Source organism: Flavobacterium johnsoniae UW101 (assembly GCF_000016645.1).
GTDB lineage: Bacteria > Bacteroidota > Bacteroidia > Flavobacteriales > Flavobacteriaceae > Flavobacterium > Flavobacterium johnsoniae.
Genome location: NC_009441.1, coordinates 1427457 through 1451062, shown reverse-complemented (window position 1 = coordinate 1451062; position 23606 = coordinate 1427457). Strand labels below are relative to the sequence as shown.

Here is a 23606-nt window from a genome sequence, read left to right as displayed (position 1 = left end):
ACCTATACGTATGAAAAAAACTCTACTCTGTTTTCTTTTTCTGTTTACCAATTTTTTTTATGCTCAAGTCAATAATATTGAGCATTGTTTTGGAGATAATTACTTTGATTTAACGGTCAATAATTCTCTTTTACTTGGTAATTTAAATCCCGCAGAAACCGCTATTAGTTTTCATTTAAGTCAGGATGATGCGAATAATAATTTAAATCCTATTTCGCAGCCTGCGCAATATAACAGCTCTGCACCATCTAAAACAATTTATGCCAGAATTGATAATAACGGAACTGTTACCACAAATTATTTTGATTTAAAAATATATGGACAGTTAAGCATTACACCTCTTACAACGCCTGTTAATTGTAACGGAATGAACAATGGTCATATAACTGTTATTCCATCTGGCGGTAAAGCTCCTTATGCGTATCAAGTAAATGGAGGTCCCTTTACTGTTTATAACGGCGGCTTAAATCCTCTGCAATTAGATAATTTATCTCCGGGAATTTACGTTATTCAGGCAAAAGATGCATTAAATTGTTCTACTGCAGTTTATCCAGTACAAATAGAACAGCCTGCCCTTTTGAATGCCAATGTAATAGTTGATAATCAAAATGTAATTATTGTTAATGCCTCAGGAGGAAAACCAGAATATGAATATTCATTAAATGGTTTAGACTATCAAAAAAGTCAATATTTTACGAACCTGCTGCCAGGTACATATAATGTAACTGTGAGAGATGCTAACCACTGTATATTTCAAACTAATCCTATTATAATTAATCCTCCTCTTACGGTTGCAGCCCAGTCAGAACCTGTTACTTGTAATCATTTAGGTATGATTACAGTTATAGCCGCCGGAGGAATCCCTTCTTATGTTTATTCTATTAATGGAAGTGATTTTTCTTCTATAAATGTATTTCATGATTTACCAGCGGGAAACTATGTAATAAAAGTTCGTGATGTAAAAAATAATGAAATAACTATACCTGTAGTAGTTTCAACAATAAATCTGCCAACGGTTACGGCTGAAGTGCGAAATCTATTTTGCAAAGGATCTAATGATGGATCAATAACATTATTAGCATCTGGAGTTGGAGGCCAATATTTCTATTCTCTGGATTCAGTAAATTTTCAGGTTGATAATACTTTCTACAACTTAGCAGCCGGGACTTACACGGCGGTTGTTAAGGATAACTATGGCTGTACATCATATCCGTTAAATTTTACAATAACAGAGCCAGAAATGCTTACATCGACGGTGGCTGTAAACAATCAAAAAATTACTGTTACCGCAGGCGGAGGAACTGGCACGTACCAATATTCTGTTGATTTCTTAAATTATCAGGATAGTAACGTTTTCGAAAATCTGCCTAAAGGAACTTATTCTGTATATGTTAAAGATTCTAACGGCTGTGTGGTTTCAAAATCAGACATCGATATAAATCCAATATCACCGCTTACAGTACAAGCTACAGCAACTGCGATAAGCTGTATGCCTGGAATAATCACTATAACAGCAAATGGAGGAAGTGGTTCTTATGAATATTCATTTAACAATGGACAGACATTTACAAATTTGAATTTTTATTCTACCACATCTATTGGCAGTTATGCTATTATAGTTAGGGATTCTCAAAATAATACAGCGAATACTTCTGTAGAAGTACAGCAAACACCTTCTTTGGTAATTGTATCTGAACAGCAAAACGTACGATGCAAAGGAGACAATAGTGGATTTATTAAAGTTAATGCATCGGGAGGCCAGCCTTCTTATAAATATTCTATTAATGGCGGAGCATTTGCAGCAGTTGATACTTTTTATGATCTGAGTGCTGGCACATATAACATAATAGGAAGAGATATTGCTGGCTGTGAGGTAATGATAGTTGTTACAATATCTGAACCTGCTGCTCCTTTAGTAACAAACGTAATAGTCGAAGAGCAAACTATTAAAATTGAATCTCATGGCGGAACTGGTCAAGTTCTATATAGTATTTCTCCTAATTTTGCTGAATTTTCTACTAATAACATTTTTACGAATTTAGCACCTGGGAATTATCAAATTATTGCACAGGATGTAAATGGCTGCTTTAACTTATCAGAAGTAGTAATTGAAGCTCCTGCACCATTAATAGACGGAAAAAAAGAGATTATTTTCGAATTTAAACCGGGACAGACTTTAGGAGATATTATCGTTAATGGTCAAAATATCAAATGGTACAGCAGTAAAGGTTTTTCAACTAATAAAACAGGTAAAAAAGCAGTTGAGCCAACCTTACCGCTGACAACTGTTTTGGTAGATGGTGTAACGTATTATGCTTCGCAGACTGTAGACGGAGTTGAAAGCAGAGAACGCCTTGCTGTAACAGCAAAAGTAAATGGTTCTCTTTCTACAGATGATTTTGTTCTGCCGAATTTTAGATATTATCCAAATCCTGTTCAACATGTTTTAAATATCAGCAATGCATCTAATATTGATGAAGTTGAGGTAATTTCGGTTTCAGGAAAATCTATTTTGGTAAAACAAATTAACAACACACATTCTGAAATTGATTTATCAAGTGTTTCTTCCGGACTTTATTTCTTAAAAGTAAAATCAGAAGGACAGAGTAAAACCATTAAGATTGTGAAAAAATAACAGGAGCTAAATTTCAATAAAGAAATTCCAGCTAACATATAAATCAATCCTGAGAATTATCAGAATTGATTCCAATAAAAAATCCCAAATTCCTTTCGGAATTTGGGATTTTTCGTCTAAAATTAAATCAATTAATGGGTATGTTTAGGATTAAAACCGTCTTCGCTTAATTCTGTATGCTCATAATCGGCAACCATTTCAGCTTCGTAGTCAATTTTTTCTCCTTTAGAGAATCTTCTAATAATTTTCTCCATAATATCATAAATAACCGGTACTACAATCAAAGTCAGGAATAATGATGAAATCAAACCTCCAATGATTACCCATGCCAGTCCGTTTTTCCATTCTGCTCCTGCTCCTGCTGCTAATGCAATTGGGAACATACCAAATACCATCGCAATTGTTGTCATCAAGATTGGACGTAAACGAGCGTGGTTTGCCTGGATTAATGCTCTTCTAATCGATTCTCCGGCCGCTCTTCGCTGATTGGTATAATCGACAAGCATGATCGCATTCTTACACACCAGACCAATCAACATGATGACCCCTAAAATGGTAAAGATATTTAATGTATTGTTTGTTAATGCCAATGCAAATAAAACTCCAATGAACGAAAGCGGAATGGCAAATAATACAACAAACGGGTGAACGAAACTGTCATATAATCCAACCATTACAAGGTAAACCAAAATAATAGCGGCTAATAACGCAATTCCTAAAGTACCAAATCCTTCAGACTGGTTCTCCTGATCACCACCCCAGATGTAGTTAACTCCAACTGGTTTTTGCAATTTGTCTAATTTTGCCTGCCACTGCTGAACAATTGTTCCTGCCGGCACCCCAACATTCTGACCTTGTACGGTTACAGAAGCTGTTTTATCTCTACGCTCTAATTTACTTGGTCCAGAACCTTCTGTAATAGTAGCAAATTGGTTTAATTTAATCTGCTGACCTGCATTGTTGATGAAAATCAAATTACTAACGTCTGTGATGTTTTTTCTATCAAATTCGTTGTATTTGATGTTGATGTCGTATTCGTATTCACCAGCTCTAAATTTACCGTCAGTATTACCACTGTAAGCTGTCTGCATGGTTAAACCAACTGTTTGAAGAGTCAATCCTAAAGCAGCCATTTTATCTCTGTCAACCTGAACGTTAATCTCTGGGTTTCCATCTTCAACTGTTAATTTAATCTCAGTTGTTCCAGGAATAGTACGCAATTCAGCTTCAGCCATTTTAGCAAATTTCATAGCACTTTCTACGTTTGGACCTGTTACGATCAAACCTAAAGTTGCATCTTCTGCCGTTCCTAAGATACCTACAGGAACCGTTTTAACTTTGGCACCCACTAATACTTTTTCAAGTTTACGTTTTGTCTTAGCAGCATAAACGTTGGCATCATCTGTACGATCTTTTTGCTCGATCATTTTAACGTCAATCTCAGCTTTGTAAGCAGTTGCCTGAGCAGCTCCTAAACCTTCACTGGTTTGTCCTACTGTTGTAATCTGGCTTAAAACATATTTCTCTCCTTTTAAGAAAGCTTCAGCTTTTTGAGTCATAAAGTTAGTCTGCTCTAAAGAAGCATCTTTTGGCATCTCAATCTGCACTAAGAATTCACCACTATCAGATGCTGCAAAGAACTCTCCTCCAATATAACCGCCTCCCATTAACCAGAAGATTGATCCAAAGAACATTACCAGTACAATCGCCATAGTTTTAATATAGTGATCTAAACACCAGTTTAGTAAGTTTGATACCCAGTCAGTAAAACGAGTTAAATAGCTTTCGAATCCAAGAATAACTTTTCCGAAAAGATTTTTACCTTCAATATGCTCTAATTTTCCAAAACGTGAAGACAACCATGGAATAATAGTAAATGAAGCCAATAAAGAGAACATTGTTGATATAATTACCGTAACACAGAATTGTGTAATAATGTTTGATACCAATCCTGTACTCATTGCAATTGGCAGGAACACCACCACAATTACTAATGTAATCGAAGTTACAGTACCTCCAATTTCAGCAGTTCCGTCATAAGCGGCACGAATTCGGCTTTTACCCATCTCCATGTGTCGGTAAATATTCTCCAGTACAACGATCGCGTCATCCACAAGAATACCAACCACAAGAGATAAACCAAGTAAAGACATTAAGTTAAGTGTATAACCTAATAAATAAATTCCAATAAATGTAGCGATCAAAGAGGCAGGAATAGATACCATTACAATCAATGAGTTTCTAATACTGTGCAGGAAGAACAACATTACAAATGCTACCAGAATAACCGCAATTAATAAGTCATGTACAACAGAATCTGCTGCTTCAAGCGTAAATACAGTACTGTCTTTTGCAATTTCTAATTTTAATTGAGCCGATTTATAATCGCTCTCTAATGTCTTAATTGTTTTAACCAGCTGTTCACTTACCGCAACGGCATTTGCATCTGATTGTTTTACAATTTGAAGTACAATCGCACTTTTTTGATCTACACGCGCAATTTTCTCTGCGATTTTTTGTGTATCCTGAACATCAGCAATATCTCCTAAACGAACCTGGATTCCGTTTTGAGAAGAGACTACTAAGTTTCTTAATTCTTCAACATTTTTATATTTACCCGCTAAACGAATTAATATTTTTTGATTTCGAGTCTGGATATTACCCGTTGGGAAATCCAGATTTGAAGTTAAAATTGTCTGCTGTACCTGAGGAACAGAAAGTCCGTAACCCTGCATTTTTACAGCATCAAGATTTACCTGAATCTCACGTTCCTGACCACCAATAATGTTTACCTGCGCAACCCCTTGTACACGAGATAAAACTGGCGCAATCTTTTTATCGATCAAATCGTAAAACGCTGCTTCGTCCATTTTACCATTCGCTCCAAGTGTCATAATTGGTAAATCACTCAAAGAGAATTTAGTTAACGAAGGCGGATCAGCATCATCTGGCAAATCACTCAAAATCGCATTAATTTTACGCTGAGCATCGTTCATCGAAATATCAACATTCGCATTTGAAGTTAATGTAATCGATACTACAGATAAACTCTCATAAGATTTAGAGTCAATTTTCTTGATATTTTCAAGAGATGCAATCGCATCCTCTATTTTCTTTGTAACAGTATTTTCAACCTCACTTGGAGAAGCTCCCGGATAAACAGTTGAAACCGTAATAACGTTGGTTTCGAATTTTGGGATCAGCTCATAGCCTAACTGGCTGTAACTGAACAACCCACCTAGAGTCAGAATTGTAAACAATACAATTACTAACGACGGACGTTTTATGGATATTTCGGCTAATTTCATATATTTTGTTTTAGGCTGTAGGCTATACGCTGTAGGCTTTAGGCTTTTTTAAAAGGCTTAAAGCTTATTGCTTACGGCTTAAAGCGGTACAATTATTTAATAATTTCTACTGTATTTCCGTCTTGTAAGTTGATCTGACCTGTAATAATTACTACGTCTCCGTCATTTAAACCATTGATGATTTCAACTTTATCTCCTAAAATTCTTCCTGCAACAACTTTTTTCAATTTTGCTACATTATTTTCAACTACGAAAATTTCGTTACTGCTTACACTTCCAACAAATGCATTTCTAGGAACCACTTTTAAGTTTTGTTTTTGGTTGTTTGAACCAAAGTTTGCTGTTCCGTACATACCTGCTTTTAAGTCATTATTAGCATTGTTTGTAATTTCGATTTCAACAGGGAAGTTTAATGAAGCATCTGCTTTTGCAGCGATGAAAGTAATTTTTCCAGAGAATGTTTTATCAGGATAAACACTAGCAGTAATGCTCACTGAGTTTCCTAATTTTAAGCTTGCAACCTGGCTTTCGTTTACTGTAACAGTTAATTTTAATTTAGAAACGTTTACGATATCAAACAAAGCTGTTGCCGGCATTCCTGCTAAAATAGATCCCGGTTCAATATATTTTTTATTGATGTATCCGTTAATTGGAGCTTTTACTTTAGTATCTCCAACGTTGATATTAGCTTGTGTTAAGTTAGATTGTGCATTTGTCAAAGCTAATTTTGCCTGATCTAATTGTTGTTTTGTTACACCGCCTGTTTTAAAAGCGTTTTCATATCTTTCGTAATCAGATTTTGCATTTTGATAAACAGCCTGAGCCTGCTGAGCATTTACATTAATAACATCACCTCTTACTGTTAGTAATGTCTGTCCTACTCTTACATAATCACCTTCTTTGGCTAAAACACTGATTACTTTTCCAGATTTTTCAGCAGAGAAAGTTAATTCCTGAATTGGCACAAAGTTTCCATTTGCAGTAAAACCAAGATTAACATCTTCTGTTTTAACAGTGGCTACTTTTACAGATACTGCAGCATTTTTTTCGGCTACGATAGCAGTTTTACCTTCGTTTTCTGCTTTATTTTTATTTAAGATATAGCTTATCCCGAAAAAAGCTACGGCTATGATCACGATTGTTATAATTATTTTCTTCATTGTAATTTGTTATTTAGTAAGAGATTTAAGTTCGCCTTTTGATTTGATTAGAGATATTTCGGCAATTTTATAATTTAAAACTGCTCTTGTATAATTATTTTGAGCTTCAAGTGATGCATTTTCTGCGTCAAGCAAATCGGTTAAAGATGCTAAACCCTGAAGATAATTGTTTTTAGTATTACTTAAAATTTCAGTTGCTAAACGCATATTTTCTTTCTGATTTTCAATAGTTACCAAGTTATTCTCGATTTGAGCCATGGCATTTCTATAATCTAAATCAAGAGAAAGTTTTGTGTCTTTGATGTCTTCCTGAAGAGATCTGATTTCAACATCAGCTTGTCTTACTTTTGCACGAGTTCCAAAACCTGTAAAAATTGGTACGTGTAAGTTTAATCCAATTGCAGAGAAATCTGACCAGTAAACCCCTTTTTCTGGTTTTGCAAACCAAGGAAATTCAGGTCCCTGACCAATATAATTATAACCTGCAGTTAGAGAAAGTGTTGGATAATATCCTGCCTGAACAGCTTTTTTGTTAAGAACCAAAAGCTCTTCTTGTTTTTTCAAAAGCAGATATTCTGTTCTGTTTTCAATATTTGGCTCTTGAGTTAAGGCAGCCGGAACAACTTCAAATTCTTCTTTTGGCATATCGATTTGAGTTTCAATAGGCATACCCATGTAAAACTTCAATGCGTTTTCCTGTAAAGTAATTTGGTTTTTAATCTGCTGACGCTCTGTATCGATGTTCGACATTTTTACAATGATACGATCTAAGTCAATTTTTTTTGCTAAACCGTTATCAAACTGTCCTTGTACGATGTCACGAACTTTTGTAGTATTTACGTAATTGCTGTCTAATAAAGTTAATCTTTCTTTTTGTACGTAAACTGAATAGTAGTTATTTGCAACTCTTTCAATAACTTGTTCTTCTGTTAACTGATCGTTTATTTGATAAAACTCACGAGTAGATTTTGCAGCTCTTAATCCTGTAAAAACTGATTGGTCAAAAATTGCCTGAGTTAAAGAAACCCCTGCAGTTGATGTCCATTTTTGTCCAAATGCTGCCTGAATTGCAGTTCCCGGCGCACCAAATGCTGCTCCATCAATAACCGTAGTCTGAATAATTGGGTTATACGTTAAATTTCCGTTTGCAGAAATTTGAGGCAATGCTCTTGAACGTACTTCCTGAATTTTATATTCGCTGTTTTCAACCTGAAGTTTTGCCTTTTTTGCATCGGCTTTATTTTGAAGCGCGTAGTTAACGGCGTCTTTCAGAGTTAAAGTAGTGGTTTGTGCGGCGGCAGACAAGCCTATTGTACACAAAACTATAAGAAAGATTCTTTTCATAAGTGTTACTATTTATTTTTAAATTTGAGATGGGACCGTCATTTTTTCTTTACCCTCACAGAAAAATGACGATCAATTTTTGGAATGGTTAATTTTTAATTCGTTTTAATTGCTTTTCTAATTCCTCGACTCCTTTTTCAGTAGCCATTGCTCGAGTATGGTATTCTAATGCTTCTAATTCTATTCTTTGTGCTTCACTTTCTGAAACCGTATTTTCATTAATATGAAAAATTAGTGTGTAATAAAACTTCACATAAACCTCAACATTCAAATCACTTCTGTAAAGCCCTTCTCGAATTCCTTTATCAATATTATCTTTGAAACACTGTGTACATTGATCAATTTCGATTGAAAGGATATTTTGGTAAATCTCCGGATAATGCTTTTTCAACTGGTAAATTGGAGAAGTATCAATATTGTTTTTAAACATATCCCGAAACATTTCTCTAATCTCAAAATTTTCATGAATAGCATTATAATTCTTAGCTATAATAGTATCCATAATTTCGTGAACCTGACTATGAACCATTGAAGTGCTTTCTTCAATCAAAACTTCTTTATTACAGAAATATTTGTAAATCGTTTTTTTCGAAATACACATTTCTCCTGCAATATCATCCATCGTAACACTCTTAAAACCAAGCTTCAAAAAAAGTTCACTTGCTTTTGCTATTATTTTCTCTTTCATTTTAATTTTCCCAATTGCCTTACAAATATAACTAGGAAACTAAAATCTAAAAAAATAGTTTCCATGTTATTTGTAATAATTTTACATTAAATTAATAATCATGTAAGATTTATATGCTAAATTCTAAATTAGCGATTAGTTTAATGTCTTTTCCAAGCGCTAAACCTCCATTATGATGAAAAGAATTGTAGTCAAGACCAAAATCCTGACGTTTAATATCTCCTTTAATTTCAAAAGCAACTTTTTTCTCTCCGTTATATGTATTTACTCCAATAAATTCTGCATCAAGTTCTACAACTCTCGTAACATCTTTTATGGTTAAATCTCCTTTGAAAAAATTAATATTGTTATTTATCTTTTGAAATGAAGTCGATTTAAAACTGATAATCGGATGTTCATCTACATCAAAAAAGTCCTGAAGCTGTAAATTGGTATCAATCTGCTGAAAGCTTTCAGTTTTATTGTTAATATCCAGTGAAAACTCAACTGATGCATCTTCAATTTCATTATCTTCAATATTCACATAACCGCCAAATTTGTTTGTTGTTCCTCCCAAATAAGCAATTATCGAATGTCTCATTTTAATTAAAACATCTGATTGAGTAGAATCTAAGGTCCATGTTGTTTTCATAAATATTTGATTTAAATGAGTTTATAAACTATTAAAACTCTTATGGAAACTTTTACAGTGTTCTAAGTTTCCAAATAACGATGCAAATATAGACAGGAAACTCTAAATACCAAAAAAGTTTCCAAGTTTTTTCAAAATAATTTTAACACCTTAAGAATTAGTGGTTTTCGCAGAGATTTTGAATGGAAACTCATCATTTAAAATTTTAGGAAAGAATTAATTCATAATGAATCGTATCTTTGAGGCTCGTAAATTAGAATTTCATCATGCACGATATTAGCCAGTACCAGGATTTTTTTATTGATTATCTAAAAAATCAAAACATACACAAAGAACCCACAAATCTTTACGAACCCATTGAATATATTTTAGGACTTGGCGGAAAACGTATGCGTCCGGTACTTACCTTAATGGCTGCAGAAGTTTTTGATACTAACTATAAAACGGCTCTTCCGGCTGCAATGGCGGTTGAAGTTTTTCATAATTTTTCGCTTGTTCATGATGATATTATGGATGACGCGCCTTTAAGAAGAGGTCAAGTTACGGTTCATGAAAAATGGGATTTAAATACCGGAATTCTTTCTGGAGATGCCATGCTGATCCTGGCTTACCAGTATTTTGAACAATACGAGCCAGAGGTTTTTAGAGATTTAGCGAAACTTTTCAGCAAAACGGCTCTTGAAGTATGCGAAGGACAGCAGTGGGATGTTGATTTTGAACAAAGAAACAACGTTACGATCCCGGAATATTTAAAAATGATCGAATATAAAACCGCTGTTTTAGTTGCTGCTGCCATGAAAATGGGTGCAATTGTGGCTAAAACTTCTGAAAAAGAAGGCGATTTAATTTACGATTTCGGATTGAATTTAGGTCTCGCTTTCCAGTTACAAGATGATTATTTAGATGCTTTTGGTGATCCGGAAACTTTTGGAAAACAGGTTGGCGGTGATATTATCGAAAACAAAAAAACCTATTTATATCTAAAAGCTTTAGAATTTTCGACTCCGGAAAAAGCTTCAGAATTAGAAAAATTATTCAGTTTGCAATTAGAAGATAATTCAGAGAAAATAGAAACTGCAAAAGCTATTTTTAACGAATCAGGAGCTTCAAAATCAACTCAGGAAGCAATTGAAATGTACACTTTTAAAGCTTTTGAAACTTTAGAAAAAATGGATATTAACGCTGAAAAGAAAAATATTTTAAGAACTTTTGGCGAAAATTTAATGGGTAGAAAAGTTTAATTTATAAAGAGCTTCGACTTCGCTCAGCCTGACAAATGTTGTCATAAAATGAGTGTCATCCTGAGCGAAGTCGAAGGCTTATGAAACAGAAACCCGACAGGTTTTTAAAAACCTGTCGGGTTTCTCATTTTATGAACCTTAAAAAAGTTCATCAGGATCAACTAAATCTGATAATTTTTGTTTTAAATCGTCTTTTAAAATCGTTAAACCGAATTGATACGAAGCATTCATCCATCCAAAACCTTCCTCGGTTATATAATTAAATTCCGTTCCTACGTTTCCGTATTCGGCAAAGATTTTATGCGAGCTTATCGATAAATCAAACTTTTCCGGAATCGTTCCGTTGTAATCAACCGCGTTTCTGGTAATGAGCCAAAGCCAGCGATAGACCATTTCCTGCGCTTCTTCATTAAAATTATAATTCAGAAGTCCTTCCCATAAAAGCATTTGATGCGGCGCCCAGCCAAACGGATAATCCCATTGGCGTATTGGTGCATTTTCATCAACGCCGGCAATTGATTCTTTGGTACTTCCCGTAATTCCGCCTTTCATTTTAAACTTTGGAAGTGTCTTTTTCACCAAAATTTCAGCTTGTTCCGGAGTACTTATTTTTGCCCAAAGCGGATAAAAAGTTGTGGCTGCTTCAAAAACATGCTGTTTTTCATTCACAAAATCATAATCGAAATAAATTCCATTTTCAGAACTCCATAACAATTTGTTTATTTTTTCTTTTCTCGAAGATGCTTTTAACAGCCAATATTCACTTGAAAAGGATTTATCTTCAAAATATTGAAATTCATTTTTAAAGTATTTCTGAATCAAAAAAGCAATATCGGTTTCGTATTTATAAAGCAGACTATTGATCGCAACTGTATTTAAATTGGCACAAACTCCAACTAATCTATTGGTTGTGTCATGACCGCTTTCGCGCATGCTCCGATCGTGAATAAAGTATTTATCGAGTTCTTCATCAACCACTTCCCTTTCCAGATATTTCTTTTCGAATTCTCGCGTAGACAAGTTGTATTTTGGCGCATATTGTTCCAGAATATCATCAAAATGCCCTTCTTCTACCTCAAACGGAAGCCCGATTCCTTCTGCTTTATAACGATTTAAACCATTTGCTGTAAGTCTTTTTCCTTCTTCCATCCAAACGGTTAAATATTCTTTTATAGCCGTTTTTAAATGTCTTTCAATCCAAAAAATATCCGGATTTGACTTTTCTAAAACATCTATAATCAACGATGTATACAACGGAGGCTGTGTTCTGGTTAAATAATAACTTCTGTTAGCGTTTAGAATTTTTCCGTAATGATCTATTTGATATTTAAAGTTCTCGGCAATACCCAAAGCAAGGTCAATTTTATCATCAATTAAAAGTCCTTTAGCAATAAAATAACTGTCCCAGCCGTACATTTCGTTGAATCTTCCGCCGGGAACCACAAACGGAACGCCCGAAACTTCATTGTTTTTAATTTGAAGTGCCAAAGCCAGAATTCCCGGTTTTTTGTTCAGTGATAAAACATATTCAGGAGTAATATTTTTAGGCATCTGCACCACTTTTAATTTTGGTGTTGAGGCTTCTAATTTCTTGAAATAATCAAAAACAATTTCGTCGCCAAAAGGCACATATAAATAAGCAAATTCATTTTCGATTTTATCGTCTTCCAGAATTTTCTTTACGCCAATGGCATCGATTGTTCTGGTAAGGCCGTTCCAATACAAGTCTTTAATTTTTCTTGAAATTCTTTTGACAGGATCTTCGGTGATTTCGTTTAAATCTATCTCCGCTGATTCGACATTGTTTTTCTTAGCCAAGGCCAGTTCCTGCAATAAATTCGAGAGCTGGTAAGTTCCTTTAATAACTGCCGGATTTCCATCTTGATCATAAAGTAAAAAACTTTTTGGACCGTTGTCATCTATCGTAATTTTTTTATCGCCGTCAGTATCTTCCTGAGCCAATAATTTTTCGATGGTTTGGGTTATATGTAGTTTAAATTTCATCTTTTGCAGTTATTTTTTTAAGAATAAAAAAGGAGATCAGTAACAAAGTCATTGGAATGAGGGTAAAATAAAAAGCCTTTTCCGGACCTTCATTTTTAAAAAGCCAGCCTGTAATTCTGGACCCCAATGTGCCGCCAAGAGCCGAAAAAATGACAATTAATCCGGTCATGGAACTTTGCAGATTCTTTGGTAAAGCACTTAATACAATTGAATTTAACAATGGATAAATGGGCGCAATAAACAATCCGATTAAAGGAAATGCAAAACCAATTAATGGTATATCTGAAAGTGTATCAATATTTTTCACTTCTAATCCAACCGTTTTTGGAAGCACAAATGTTACCAAAAGCATGGCTGAAACAATGCAGAAACTTAAAACCCAAATCCAGTTTATTTTTTTAGTTACAATTCCTGCTATAAGTCTTCCAATTGCTAATGAAACTGCCAAAATACTGGCCATCATAATGCTGATGTTTTCAGGCAGATGCAGCACTTTTGTATTAAATGTAGGCAGCCAAGAAAGTATTCCCTGCTCGATCATTACAAATAAAAACACGCTGATGACAAAAATAACGGTCAGCAGTTTTGCCATTAATTTGAACATCTGCAAAAAATCATCTTTAAGGTTTGCTCCTGCTGCGACTTCTGTTTCTTCAAATTTTATAAAGAGTAAAAACAAAAACGATAAAAACGATAATCCTGCCAATAACCAATATACATTAAGCCATGAATTGGGATCATTTTCGTTATTAAAAGCCGGAAATAAAAAATAAGCCAGCGCAATTCCTACCATAAAAAAACCTTCGATACTGCTCATTAAAGCATTGTGCTCTTTTTTGGTTTCGGTTACGGTTCCTATTAACGAATAAACAGAAACTTTAATCAGAGCAAATGAAACTCCAACGGTTGCAAAAAGGATTTTAGCATTGTTAAATGAGTTTCCAAAATACATAGAAATACACGCCAAAGTAACCAAAGCCAATCCTGTTAACATCGCTTTTCTATAACCTATTCGGGGCAGAAAAGAAGCTATAAAAAAGGATACAATGGCAATTGGCATATCTTTAAAGGCTTCTAAAATACTCGCCTGAACCTCGTCGACTCCATAATTTTTCTGCGATTTTAAAATCACAATTCCTACGCTGTTTAATAAAATAGCAAAGACAAAATAATTGAGGTAAAGTGAGATTTTAATTCCTATATTTTTCATTTGTATTTTGTGGTTATGGAACGTAATACGTTTAGTTATGGTGCCGAGACACACAGCAGTGCGTCTCTACAATACCATATAAATTTTAACACATAGAAACATAGTTTAGTGTGTATTCAAAGGCGTTTCACTTGCATTAATCCACATAACTATGTGTGGAAATTAGTTTCTTATTTTGCTCTTTTTTTGAGTGATAAAAATCTATGTTTCTATGTGTTTAATTCTTTTTACTCTTATATAAATTTAGAAATTAATCGCTACCGAAAATCTAAAAGCACGTCCTAAAATAGGTCTTGCCATAAACACATCGCTCGCTGCAGATGTTGTTTGTCTTGGATCTCCTTCTGTTAAACCAATTTCGTTGAATAAGTTTGAAGCATCTACTGCAAAACGAAGATTGTTATACGTGTAATTTAAACCTGCTCCAACTTCTTTGTAAGCCGGTAAAACTTGTTTGTTATCCTGATTCGTGAATTTTTTATCGTAATAAGAAAACTGAACATAAGCTGTAAAATCTTTTGTAATATCAACTTCAGGTCTTAGGTTGCAGAAAAATTTAGGGATTCTTCGTGCAGTATTTCCATTAAAATCAAAAGTAGAACCGTCTGCATTTGTCCCTGTAAAGTTGTCGTATTCTGGTTTTTGAACTGTGAATGTAAAGTTCAGTTTCGCAAATTTATATCTTGCATTCGTTTCTACTTCAAGACCAATATTGTTTACATCGGCAAATTTATTTTCTGAAGATCCATCAGATAAAATATCCGTGAACGCCACATTTTTCAAATTCATGTGAAACAAATTCGCATTTACAGAGAAGAAAGAACTTGAATATTTATAACCCAGCTCAAACTGATTTACTTCTGTATTTTCCAATTTGCTTAAATTGGCTGCATTATCATAAAACGATTCTTCAATTGGAGATCTAAAACCGTGGCTGTAACGCACGTATGAAGCCATATTGTCGTTGAATTTGTAATTTCCCGCTGCAGTATACGACCATTCACTTACATCATATCTCCAATAAGTATAAGGATTTCCTTTTACTGTTGTTACTGCATCATCCGCCGTATTATTATCTAAAATTCCTAAGTTTTCGGCAAAAAATCTGGCGTTGTCTCTGTATCCGGAATATTTGTCTTTGTTGTATCTTAAACCTGCATTAAAGGTTAAATTGTCTGTCGCTTTAATTTCGGCATCAGCATAAATATCATTTAAAAGCCCTTTTGTCTGCGCGTCTCTTTCTAACCACGTAATTCTTTCTACACCATTCCATGTATGATCAACTCCTGTTGTATTATCTTTTACATTTAATAATCTCGGATTGTCTGAAACACTTACCAAATACGAATTCCAGTTCCAGTATTGATTTGATTTCCAGTTAGAATAGTAGTAACCCGCTGTTAGTTTCACCGGATCTAAATCAAAAGAAAAAGAGAAATTATTCGCAAAATTGCTCATTTTCTTCTCGATGTGCCAAAGATCTGCTCTCATAATTAAAGCGTTTGGATCAAGTGCTGCACCATTATCTACATACGTATAAGCAAGGTTTCCTGCTGTTGTATTTTGAACATCTGCTGCATAAGCATCTTGTGTCCAAGGTCCTCCATTAGGAAAAATAGCATTGTAATTTAAATCGATGCTTGTTTGTTTGAAAGCATTTTTGAAAGTAACTTTTTCAGAAATTTTCTTTTTAAATTCAGCTCCAATTGAGTTGATAATTGGATGTGAACCATCTTCTAAATCTGCGCTGAAAGTTCCGCCTCCGTATTGAGGTACATTTAAATGACTGAAATTTACTGAAGTCAATGTTCCGTAATTTGGATTAAAGCCTGGAATTCCTTCCACTTTTCCGTTGTTGCTTTTTAAAGGGATTGGTAAATAGAATGTATTTCTGTCATCAAGATGTTTGAAATTGATTCTTAAATAATCGTTGTCATCAAATTTATAAGTGATGTTTCCTTTTATTTGTCCACCCTTGTTGGCAGTAAAACCAGTATTTCTTACTCCATTGTCAGTTCTGTAAAATCCGCCGACATTAAAAAATAATTTATCCTGAATTAAAGCACCTGATAAATTAAGGTCGGTTCTAAACATTCCGTAATCTGAGGTTGTAAATTTTGCTCTTCCTTGAAAATCATTCTGACCTGTTTTTGAAATAAAGTTGATGATTCCTCCCGGAGCATTGTTGGCGAAAATTGAAGCAGAACCTCCACGAACAGCTTCCATTTTGCTTACTGTTTCGTCTAATCTGTAAAAAGTATCGGCATTGGCAAATTGCAAAGCTCCATCTTCAAAAACCGGTAATCCGTCTTCCTGAATCTGTACATATTCATACGCTCCCGCAGACGGAATTCCTCTTGCAAAAAGGTTGTTTCCAATTTCTCCTCCAGATGCTTCAACTACAAATCCCGGAATAGTCTGCAGCAACGCCGCCGTGCTCGATGGCGCTCGGTCTTCAATAGCTTTGGCTCCCATTGTGGTAATGGCAACGCTCGATTCAAGTTTAGATCTTGGAGCAGATGAACCTGTTACGACAACTTCTTTTAAACTTTGTGATTCGCCTTCAAGAAGTAAGCTTACCTCTATAGATTCTCCCTCTTTTAAGGCAATTTTTTTCTCGAAAGTTTTGTAACCCACATTTGTTGCCATAATAGTGTAGGTTCCTGCTTCGACGTTTGAGAAAGAATATCCTCCGTTTTCGTCTGTAACGGTGCTTTTTCCTGTTTCCTTAAGTGTTACGTTTGCTCCGGGAATTGTTACGCCGCTATCGTCGAGTACTTTTCCTGAAACTTTAGCTGTATTTTGAGCAAACAGATTATTTGGTAAAAAAAATAGGCAAAACATTAAAAATAATGTACCTAAATAATGGTGCAGCTTTTTCATTTTTTTGTTCGGTTAGTTAGTAATTATGGTTATCACTGTCAAACTTAAAAACAAATTATAAGGAATATAAGAATTAAAAATCGAAAACGTTTTCGAAATCACCTAAAACGTTTTCGGAAATTAATTTTTTATCAATGCAGTTTATTTTTTAGTACATTTATTTCATGAATGATACAAAATTAATAGATATAGCCTCGGCATTAGGAATATCGGTTACAACCGTTTCAAAGGCATTAAAAGGGTATACAGATATTAGTAAGTCGACACGCGCCAAAGTTATCGAAATGGCCGAAACGATGAACTATATGCCTAATTCTGTAGCAGTTAATTTAAGAACCAACGAAACCAAAACTATTGGCGTTATTATCCCTGCAACGGTTCATCACTTTTTTTCGAGTGTTTTAAACGGCATTTTAGAAGAAGCTGAAAAAAGAGGTTATCTGGTCATCATTCTGCAATCGAATGAAAAATATGAAATGGAGAAAAAACAGCTTGCTTTATTAATTCAAAAGCGGGTTGACGGCGTTCTAATGTCACTTTCCAATGAAACGGATGATTTCTCTCATATTAATGACGCCATTCGAAAAAATACTCCGGTTGTTTTATTTGATAAAATCGCCAAAAGAGTGGATTGCTCTAAAGTGGTTATTAACGATGCCAAAGCTGCTTTTGATGCAGTTTCGTATCTTATTAATAAAGGGTATAAAAAAATAGCGCATTTTAGAGGTTCATATGTTCCTCAAAATTCCATTGATCGCTTTCTGGGTTATAAACGCGCGCTCGAAGCTCATGGAATTGAATACGATTCGAAACTGGTTTATGTTTGTGATAACAATACTGACTTTGAAGACGGTTACGAAAATGCCCAAAAAATTATGGCTGAACATCCGGATATCGATGCTATTTTTGCTATTACCGATTTAGTCGCTATCGGGATTATAAAATATTTTAATGAGGCGGGAATAAAAACACCGGATCAGGTGGCGGTTTTTGGCTTTAGCAACTGGTTTATGAGTACCGTTATTTCGCCTAAATTAACGACAATTGACCAGCCTGGATTTGAAATGGGACACACCGCCGTTTCTATTTTAATTGATGAAATTGCCGACATAAAAGAACATCGTAAAGTCGAACATCAAATTATAGAACTTCCAACAAGAATCATAGAACGAGAATCGACTGTAAAATGATTTTTTAGTTTTAACTTTGCTCAAATTCTTAAAAAGCATTAATGTTTCCGATTCCTGAAAATACCGATTTTTTATTGGCTGATGCCGAAAAAGAAAATTTATATTTAAGTCTGATTGAGCAGATTAATAAAGACTTTAATCTGGCGAATGAAGGAATTGATTTTCCGCTTAGTATTTCTCCTGAAGAATTAAAAATTCAGCTTCACGAAAAAATCTACCGCATGATTCAGTACAAATTTGCTGAATATTTAAATCTGCTTTACATTATTGATGTTCCCGAAAATGAAATCAAACAACTAGATGGTTCTGATTTGGTAATTCTGGCTGAACAAGTTGCTTTTCTAATCTTAAAAAGAGAATGGCAGAAGGTTTGGTTTAGAAATCATTATAGATAAAGATGCAAAGGTACAGAGTTACAAAGCAACAGAGGTTTCCTCACTTTGCGAGTAATTTTAAGCCCAATAATAAAACCTTTGAACCTTTGCCCCTATGAATCTTTGAACCTGTTAGAAATAAACCCTCACAAAAGGCATAAATCCAGATCCGTAAAGACTTTTATCAGGATTGTATAATACGTCATAACGGGCGCCAATTGTAACATTTCCAGTTCTGTAACCTGCTCCAAGATATAGAGCCGTATTCCAGTAACTATCAGAAAAAGCTGGTCTGTTGATATTCGATTCATATCTTGTATCTACTCTTACCTGTTCCAATTCGGCCGATAATTGAACTTCCGGAATTGGGTTCACAAGCGTGATTAAACTTCCGCCGTAAACATAGGATTCGTAATAATTTTTTGAAGACAAATAGCCGAATTGTAATCCAACTCCAACGGCAAAAATTTCGTTAACATTGTAAATCGCACTTGGCATTACAGAGATATCCGTATAACCGGAACCAATTCCTAAACCAAGTCCGCCTCCAAACTGAACTTTATCCCAAAAATGGTTTTTGTTATCAATAACATAGGTTTGTTGTGCCTGTGCATAACTTGAGAATAAGACTGCCAAAATCACAAAAAAATATTTGCAATCGATTGAAAATTGAATTTTATTCATAGTTAACGTTTATTTTAACAAATTTTTACGTAAAAGTACGTAAAAAAAAGATTTAAATAAAGGCGATTGTTGTACTTTTGCCATTCTATTTAACAAAAAGTATATTCACTAATATTATGGATAGGTTTTCATTTTTAAATGCAGCGCATACCGAGTTTTTTGCACAATTATACGATCAATATTTAGTTAACCCAGACAGCGTAGAGCCTAGCTGGAGAAGTTTCTTTCAAGGTTTTGACTTTGGACAAACTACTTATAATGACGAAAATCCAGTGCAGACCATTGTTGAGTATGTGACTAGCCCAAACACAGATTACAGTCAGGTTTCAGACAAACTGCAAAAAGAATTTAACGTTCTAAAATTAATCGATGGTTACCGTACGCGCGGGCACTTGTTTACAAAAACAAACCCAGTTCGCGATCGCAGGCAGTCTTCTCCAACTTTAGATATCGAAAACTTTGGTTTATCAACAGCTGACCTTTCAACTGTTTTTGATGCTGCACAGACAATTGGAATGACACCTTCTTCTTTAGAAGCTATCGTAAATCGTCTTAAAGCTATTTACTGCCAGCATATTGGAATTGAATATATGTATATCAGAAATCCTGGTGTTGTAAAATGGATTCAGGATAAATTAGCTGTAAATGTTAATCAGCCTAATTTCTCTACAGAAGAAAAGAAAACAATCTTAAATAAATTAAACGAAGCTGTTTCTTTTGAAAACTTCCTTCATACTAAATATGTTGGACAAAAACGTTTCTCATTAGAAGGCGGGGAATCTATCATCCCGGCTCTTGACGCTTTGATCGAGCAGGCTGCAGAAAAAGGTGTTGAACAATTCGTAATGGGAATGGCTCACCGTGGTCGTTTGAACGTTTTAGCAAACATCTTCGGAAAATCTACTCAGGATATCTTTGGTGAGTTTGATGGAAAAGATTACGATCAGGAATATTTTGACGGTGACGTAAAATACCACTTAGGTCTTACGGCTGACAAAAAAACAAGATCTGGAAAAAGCATCAACATCAATTTAGCACCAAACCCTTCTCACTTAGAAACAGTTGGAGCTGTAATTGAAGGTATCACAAGAGCAAAACAAGATAAATATTACAATGACGATTTCTCTAAAGTATTACCAATCGCCGTTCACGGAGATGCTGCAATTGCAGGTCAGGGTATTCTTTACGAAATCATTCAAATGGCTCAATTAGACGGTTACAAAACCGGAGGAACAATCCATATTGTAATCAACAACCAGGTTGGTTTTACAACTAACTACTTAGACGCTCGTTCTTCTACTTACTGTACAGACGTTGCTAAAGTAACTTTATCGCCGGTATTACACGTAAATGCTGATGATGCTGAAGCTGTTGTACACGCTGTATCTTTTGCATTAGACTACAGAATGCAGTTTGGACGTGACGTATTTATCGATTTATTAGGATATAGAAAATACGGTCACAACGAAGGTGATGAGCCTCGTTTTACACAGCCCGTTTTATATAAAATCATTGCTAAACACAAAAACCCAAGAGACATCTACGCAGAGAAATTATTATCTGACGGTGTAATCGATGCTTCTTATGTAAACGGTTTAGAAAAACAATACAAATCTCAATTAGAAGAAAATTTAGAAGCTTCTCGTAAAAAAGATTTGACTATCATTACGCCATTCATGAAAAACGAATGGGAAGGATTTGTTCAGGTAACTGATACACAAATGCTTCAAAAAGTTGATACTACTTTTGCTAAAGAAGGTTTAGATTCTATCATCAAAACCATCTCTACTTTACCAGAAGACAAAAAATTCATTAACAAGATAACTAAAATTGTTACGGATAGAAAAGTTGGATACGACAACAATACTCTTGATTGGGGAACTGCAGAAGCACTTGCTTACGGATCTCTTTTAACAGAAGGATTTGATGTTCGTATTTCTGGTCAGGATGTTGAGCGTGGTACATTCTCTCACCGTCATGCTGTTGTTAAAGTAGAAGACTCAGAAGAAGAAGTAATTCTATTAGATGCAATTGAAAACAAAAAAGGAAAATTCGGCGTATTCAATTCACTTTTATCTGAATATGGTGTTCTAGGTTTTGATTATGGATATGCATTAGCAAACCCAAAAGCCTTAACAATCTGGGAAGCACAGTTTGGAGATTTCTCTAACGGAGCTCAAATCATGATTGACCAGTATATTTCATGTGGAGAAGACAAATGGAACAACCAAAACGGTATTGTTTTATTATTACCTCACGGATATGAAGGACAAGGTGCTGAGCACTCTTCTGCAAGAATGGAGCGTTATTTACAACTTTGCGCAAGACATAATATGTATGTTGCAGATTGTACAACACCGGCTAACTTCTTCCACTTATTGAGAAGACAAATGAAAACGAACTTCCGTAAACCATTGGTAGTTTTCTCTCCAAAAAGTTTACTTCGTGATCCAAGATGTGTATCAACTGTTGAAGAATTAGCAACTGGAAGTTTCCAGGAAACTATCGACGATACTACAGTAAACAAAAAAGATGTTAAAACTTTAGTTTTCTGTACAGGTAAATTCTACTATGATATTGTGGCAGAAAGAGAAAACAACGGAAGAAAAGACGTTGCAGTTGTTCGTATCGAGCAATTATTCCCTTTCCCAGTTGAGCAGATCAAAGAAATCATTGCAAAATATCCAAATGCAGATGATTATGTTTGGGCACAGGAAGAGCCTAAAAACATGGGAGCCTACAGCTTTATGTTAATGAACTTTGACCTTGTAAAATGGAGATTAGCTTCATTAAAAGCATACTCTGCTCCTGCATCAGGAAGTTACACACGTGCAAAACGTCGTCACGCAGATGCAATTAGAATGGTATTCGATAAAAATTTATTCAGATAATTAAAAAAATTGTTTCAAGTTTAAAGTTTCAAGTTATGCGAAACATGAAACTTTAAACTAACTAAACTTTAAACAAAAACAAGATGATTTTAGAAATGAAAGTCCCATCACCAGGGGAATCAATAAAAGAAGTTGAAATTGCAACTTGGTTAGTAAAAGACGGAGATTATGTAGAAAAAGATCAGGCTATTGCTGAAGTTGATTCAGATAAAGCTACTCTTGAATTACCTGCTGAAATGAGCGGTGTAATTACATTAAAAGCTGAAGAAGGTGATACAGTTGCTGTAGGCGCTGTAGTTTGTTTAATTGATACAGATGCTGCTAAACCAGCAGGAAGCGGATCTGCAGCTCCAGCAGCTGAAGCTCCAAAAGCAGAGGCACCTAAAGCTGAGGCTCCAAAGGCAGAAGTAAAAGCTGAAGCTCCAAAAGTAGCTCCGGCAGCCACAAGTTATGCAGCTGGAACCCCATCTCCTGCAGCAAGAAAAATATTAGACGAAAAAAATATTGCTCCGGCAGCAGTAACTGGAACTGGTAAAGGCGGCAGAATTACTAAAGATGATGCTGTAAATGCAGTACCGTCTATGGGAACTCCAACTGGAGGAAGCCGTGGAACTGAGCGTACAAAATTATCTATGTTACGTCGTAAAGTAGCAGAAAGATTAGTTTCAGCTAAAAACGAAACTGCTATGCTTACTACTTTCAACGAAGTAAACATGACGCCAATTAACCAAATTCGTAACGAATACAAAGATGCTTTCAAAGCTAAACATGGTGGTTTAGGTTTAGGTTTCATGTCATTCTTTACAAAAGCAGTTACAAGAGCTTTACAATTATATCCAGATGTTAACTCTATGATGGACGGTGATTACAAAATCGCTTACGATTTTGCTGATATCTCAATCGCAGTTTCTGGACCAAAAGGATTAATGGTTCCTGTTGTTCGTAATGCTGAATTATTAACCTTCCGAGGCATTGAAGCTGAAATCAAAAGATTAGCTTTAAGAGCTCGTGATGGTCAAATTACAGTTGATGATATGACTGGAGGAACTTTCACAATTACAAATGGCGGTGTTTTTGGAAGTATGTTATCTACTCCAATCATCAACCCTCCACAATCAGGTATTTTAGGAATGCACAACATTATCGAGCGTCCTATTGCTGTAAACGGAAAAGTTGAAATTCACCCAATGATGTACGTTGCACTTTCTTACGACCACAGAATCATTGACGGACGTGAGTCTGTTGGTTTCTTAGTTGCTGTGAAAGAAGCATTAGAAAACCCGGTAGAATTATTAATGAACGGTGATGCTAAACGTGCTTTAGAATTGTAATCATTATAATTTTCAATATATCTAAACCTGCT

The 23606-nt window shown here is 34.9% G+C and carries 15 protein-coding genes; 6 read left to right on the top strand and 9 right to left on the bottom strand.

Features of this window, described 5'->3' with window-relative positions; all coding sequences use genetic code 11:
• Positions 1-10: 10 nt before the first annotated feature.
• Positions 11-2635: a T9SS type A sorting domain-containing protein gene (locus tag FJOH_RS06595; RefSeq protein WP_012023350.1), complete on the top strand. Its 2625-nt coding sequence runs from the start codon at positions 11-13 to the stop codon at positions 2633-2635.
• Positions 2636-2766: 131 nt separating this feature from the next.
• On the opposite strand, the gene FJOH_RS06590 is transcribed toward FJOH_RS06595, so the two are convergent.
• The 5 genes from FJOH_RS06590 to FJOH_RS06570 all read right to left on the bottom strand — a co-directional run bounded on the left by FJOH_RS06590 (position 2767) and on the right by FJOH_RS06570 (position 9766).
• Positions 2767-5943, bottom strand: coding sequence for an efflux RND transporter permease subunit (locus FJOH_RS06590; RefSeq protein WP_012023349.1), 3177 nt, complete (start codon positions 5941-5943; stop codon positions 2767-2769).
• A 92-nt stretch (positions 5944-6035) separates the two neighbouring features.
• Entirely contained in the window at positions 6036-7103 is a 1068-nt protein-coding gene (locus tag FJOH_RS06585; protein ID WP_012023348.1) for an efflux RND transporter periplasmic adaptor subunit, read from the bottom strand.
• Positions 7104-7112: 9 nt separating this feature from the next.
• Positions 7113-8447, bottom strand: a complete 1335-nt coding sequence (locus FJOH_RS06580; RefSeq protein ID WP_012023347.1) for a TolC family protein — start codon at positions 8445-8447, stop codon at positions 7113-7115.
• Positions 8448-8535: 88 nt separating this feature from the next.
• Positions 8536-9135, bottom strand: coding sequence for a TetR/AcrR family transcriptional regulator (locus tag FJOH_RS06575; RefSeq protein WP_012023346.1), 600 nt, complete (start codon positions 9133-9135; stop codon positions 8536-8538).
• Positions 9136-9244: 109 nt separating this feature from the next.
• Entirely contained in the window at positions 9245-9766 is a 522-nt protein-coding gene (locus tag FJOH_RS06570; protein ID WP_012023345.1) for a YceI family protein, read from the bottom strand.
• Positions 9767-10032: 266 nt separating this feature from the next.
• On the opposite strand from FJOH_RS06570, the gene FJOH_RS06565 reads away from it, so the two are divergent.
• Positions 10033-11007: a polyprenyl synthetase family protein gene (locus tag FJOH_RS06565; protein WP_012023344.1), complete on the top strand. Its 975-nt coding sequence runs from the start codon at positions 10033-10035 to the stop codon at positions 11005-11007.
• 138 nt (positions 11008-11145) lie between these two features.
• Here FJOH_RS06565 and FJOH_RS06560 read toward each other — a convergent pair whose 3' ends face one another.
• The 3 genes from FJOH_RS06560 to FJOH_RS06550 all read right to left on the bottom strand — a co-directional run bounded on the left by FJOH_RS06560 (position 11146) and on the right by FJOH_RS06550 (position 17104).
• The gene (locus tag FJOH_RS06560; RefSeq protein ID WP_012023343.1) at positions 11146-13011 is read right to left on the bottom strand and encodes an alpha,alpha-trehalase; all 1866 of its coding nucleotides are present in this window, start codon (positions 13009-13011) and stop codon (positions 11146-11148) included.
• On the bottom strand, positions 13001-14221 hold the full coding sequence (locus tag FJOH_RS06555; RefSeq protein ID WP_012023342.1) for an MFS transporter: 1221 nt from the start codon (positions 14219-14221) through the stop codon (positions 13001-13003). The genes FJOH_RS06560 and FJOH_RS06555 overlap by 11 nt, the downstream gene beginning before the upstream one ends.
• Before the next feature lie 243 nt (positions 14222-14464).
• On the bottom strand, positions 14465-17104 hold the full coding sequence (locus FJOH_RS06550; RefSeq protein WP_044047546.1) for a TonB-dependent receptor: 2640 nt from the start codon (positions 17102-17104) through the stop codon (positions 14465-14467).
• A gap of 164 nt (positions 17105-17268) precedes the next feature.
• On the opposite strand from FJOH_RS06550, the gene FJOH_RS06545 reads away from it, so the two are divergent.
• Together FJOH_RS06545 and FJOH_RS06540 are read left to right on the top strand one after the other, a co-directional pair.
• Complete coding sequence (locus FJOH_RS06545) at positions 17269-18294, top strand: LacI family DNA-binding transcriptional regulator (RefSeq protein WP_012023340.1); 1026 nt, start codon at positions 17269-17271, stop codon at positions 18292-18294.
• A 41-nt stretch (positions 18295-18335) separates the two neighbouring features.
• Positions 18336-18689 (top strand): hypothetical protein, encoded by a 354-nt coding sequence (locus tag FJOH_RS06540; protein WP_012023339.1) that lies wholly within the window; start codon positions 18336-18338, stop codon positions 18687-18689.
• Between the two features lie 111 nt (positions 18690-18800).
• Here FJOH_RS06540 and FJOH_RS06535 read toward each other — a convergent pair whose 3' ends face one another.
• Positions 18801-19352 (bottom strand): hypothetical protein, encoded by a 552-nt coding sequence (locus FJOH_RS06535; protein ID WP_012023338.1) that lies wholly within the window; start codon positions 19350-19352, stop codon positions 18801-18803.
• 116 nt (positions 19353-19468) lie between these two features.
• On the opposite strand from FJOH_RS06535, the gene FJOH_RS06530 reads away from it, so the two are divergent.
• Together FJOH_RS06530 and odhB are read left to right on the top strand one after the other, a co-directional pair.
• The gene (locus FJOH_RS06530) at positions 19469-22243 is read left to right on the top strand and encodes a 2-oxoglutarate dehydrogenase E1 component (RefSeq protein WP_012023337.1); all 2775 of its coding nucleotides are present in this window, start codon (positions 19469-19471) and stop codon (positions 22241-22243) included.
• A gap of 83 nt (positions 22244-22326) precedes the next feature.
• Positions 22327-23574: a 2-oxoglutarate dehydrogenase complex dihydrolipoyllysine-residue succinyltransferase gene (odhB, locus tag FJOH_RS06525; protein ID WP_012023336.1), complete on the top strand. Its 1248-nt coding sequence runs from the start codon at positions 22327-22329 to the stop codon at positions 23572-23574.
• Positions 23575-23606: the final 32 nt, after the last annotated feature.

Coding starts and splice junctions, on each gene's coding strand:
- FJOH_RS06595 (WP_012023350.1), top strand. CDS start 11: ATGAAAAAAACTCTACTCTGTTTTCTTTTTCTGTTTACCAATTTTTTT.
- FJOH_RS06590 (WP_012023349.1), bottom strand. CDS start 5,943: ATGAAATTAGCCGAAATATCCATAAAACGTCCGTCGTTAGTAATTGTA.
- FJOH_RS06585 (WP_012023348.1), bottom strand. CDS start 7,103: ATGAAGAAAATAATTATAACAATCGTGATCATAGCCGTAGCTTTTTTC.
- FJOH_RS06580 (WP_012023347.1), bottom strand. CDS start 8,447: ATGAAAAGAATCTTTCTTATAGTTTTGTGTACAATAGGCTTGTCTGCC.
- FJOH_RS06575 (WP_012023346.1), bottom strand. CDS start 9,135: ATGAAAGAGAAAATAATAGCAAAAGCAAGTGAACTTTTTTTGAAGCTT.
- FJOH_RS06570 (WP_012023345.1), bottom strand. CDS start 9,766: ATGAAAACAACATGGACCTTAGATTCTACTCAATCAGATGTTTTAATT.
- FJOH_RS06565 (WP_012023344.1), top strand. CDS start 10,033: ATGCACGATATTAGCCAGTACCAGGATTTTTTTATTGATTATCTAAAA.
- FJOH_RS06560 (WP_012023343.1), bottom strand. CDS start 13,011: ATGAAATTTAAACTACATATAACCCAAACCATCGAAAAATTATTGGCT.
- FJOH_RS06555 (WP_012023342.1), bottom strand. CDS start 14,221: ATGAAAAATATAGGAATTAAAATCTCACTTTACCTCAATTATTTTGTC.
- FJOH_RS06550 (WP_044047546.1), bottom strand. CDS start 17,104: ATGAAAAAGCTGCACCATTATTTAGGTACATTATTTTTAATGTTTTGC.
- FJOH_RS06545 (WP_012023340.1), top strand. CDS start 17,269: ATGAATGATACAAAATTAATAGATATAGCCTCGGCATTAGGAATATCG.
- FJOH_RS06540 (WP_012023339.1), top strand. CDS start 18,336: ATGTTTCCGATTCCTGAAAATACCGATTTTTTATTGGCTGATGCCGAA.
- FJOH_RS06535 (WP_012023338.1), bottom strand. CDS start 19,352: ATGAATAAAATTCAATTTTCAATCGATTGCAAATATTTTTTTGTGATT.
- FJOH_RS06530 (WP_012023337.1), top strand. CDS start 19,469: ATGGATAGGTTTTCATTTTTAAATGCAGCGCATACCGAGTTTTTTGCA.
- odhB (WP_012023336.1), top strand. CDS start 22,327: ATGATTTTAGAAATGAAAGTCCCATCACCAGGGGAATCAATAAAAGAA.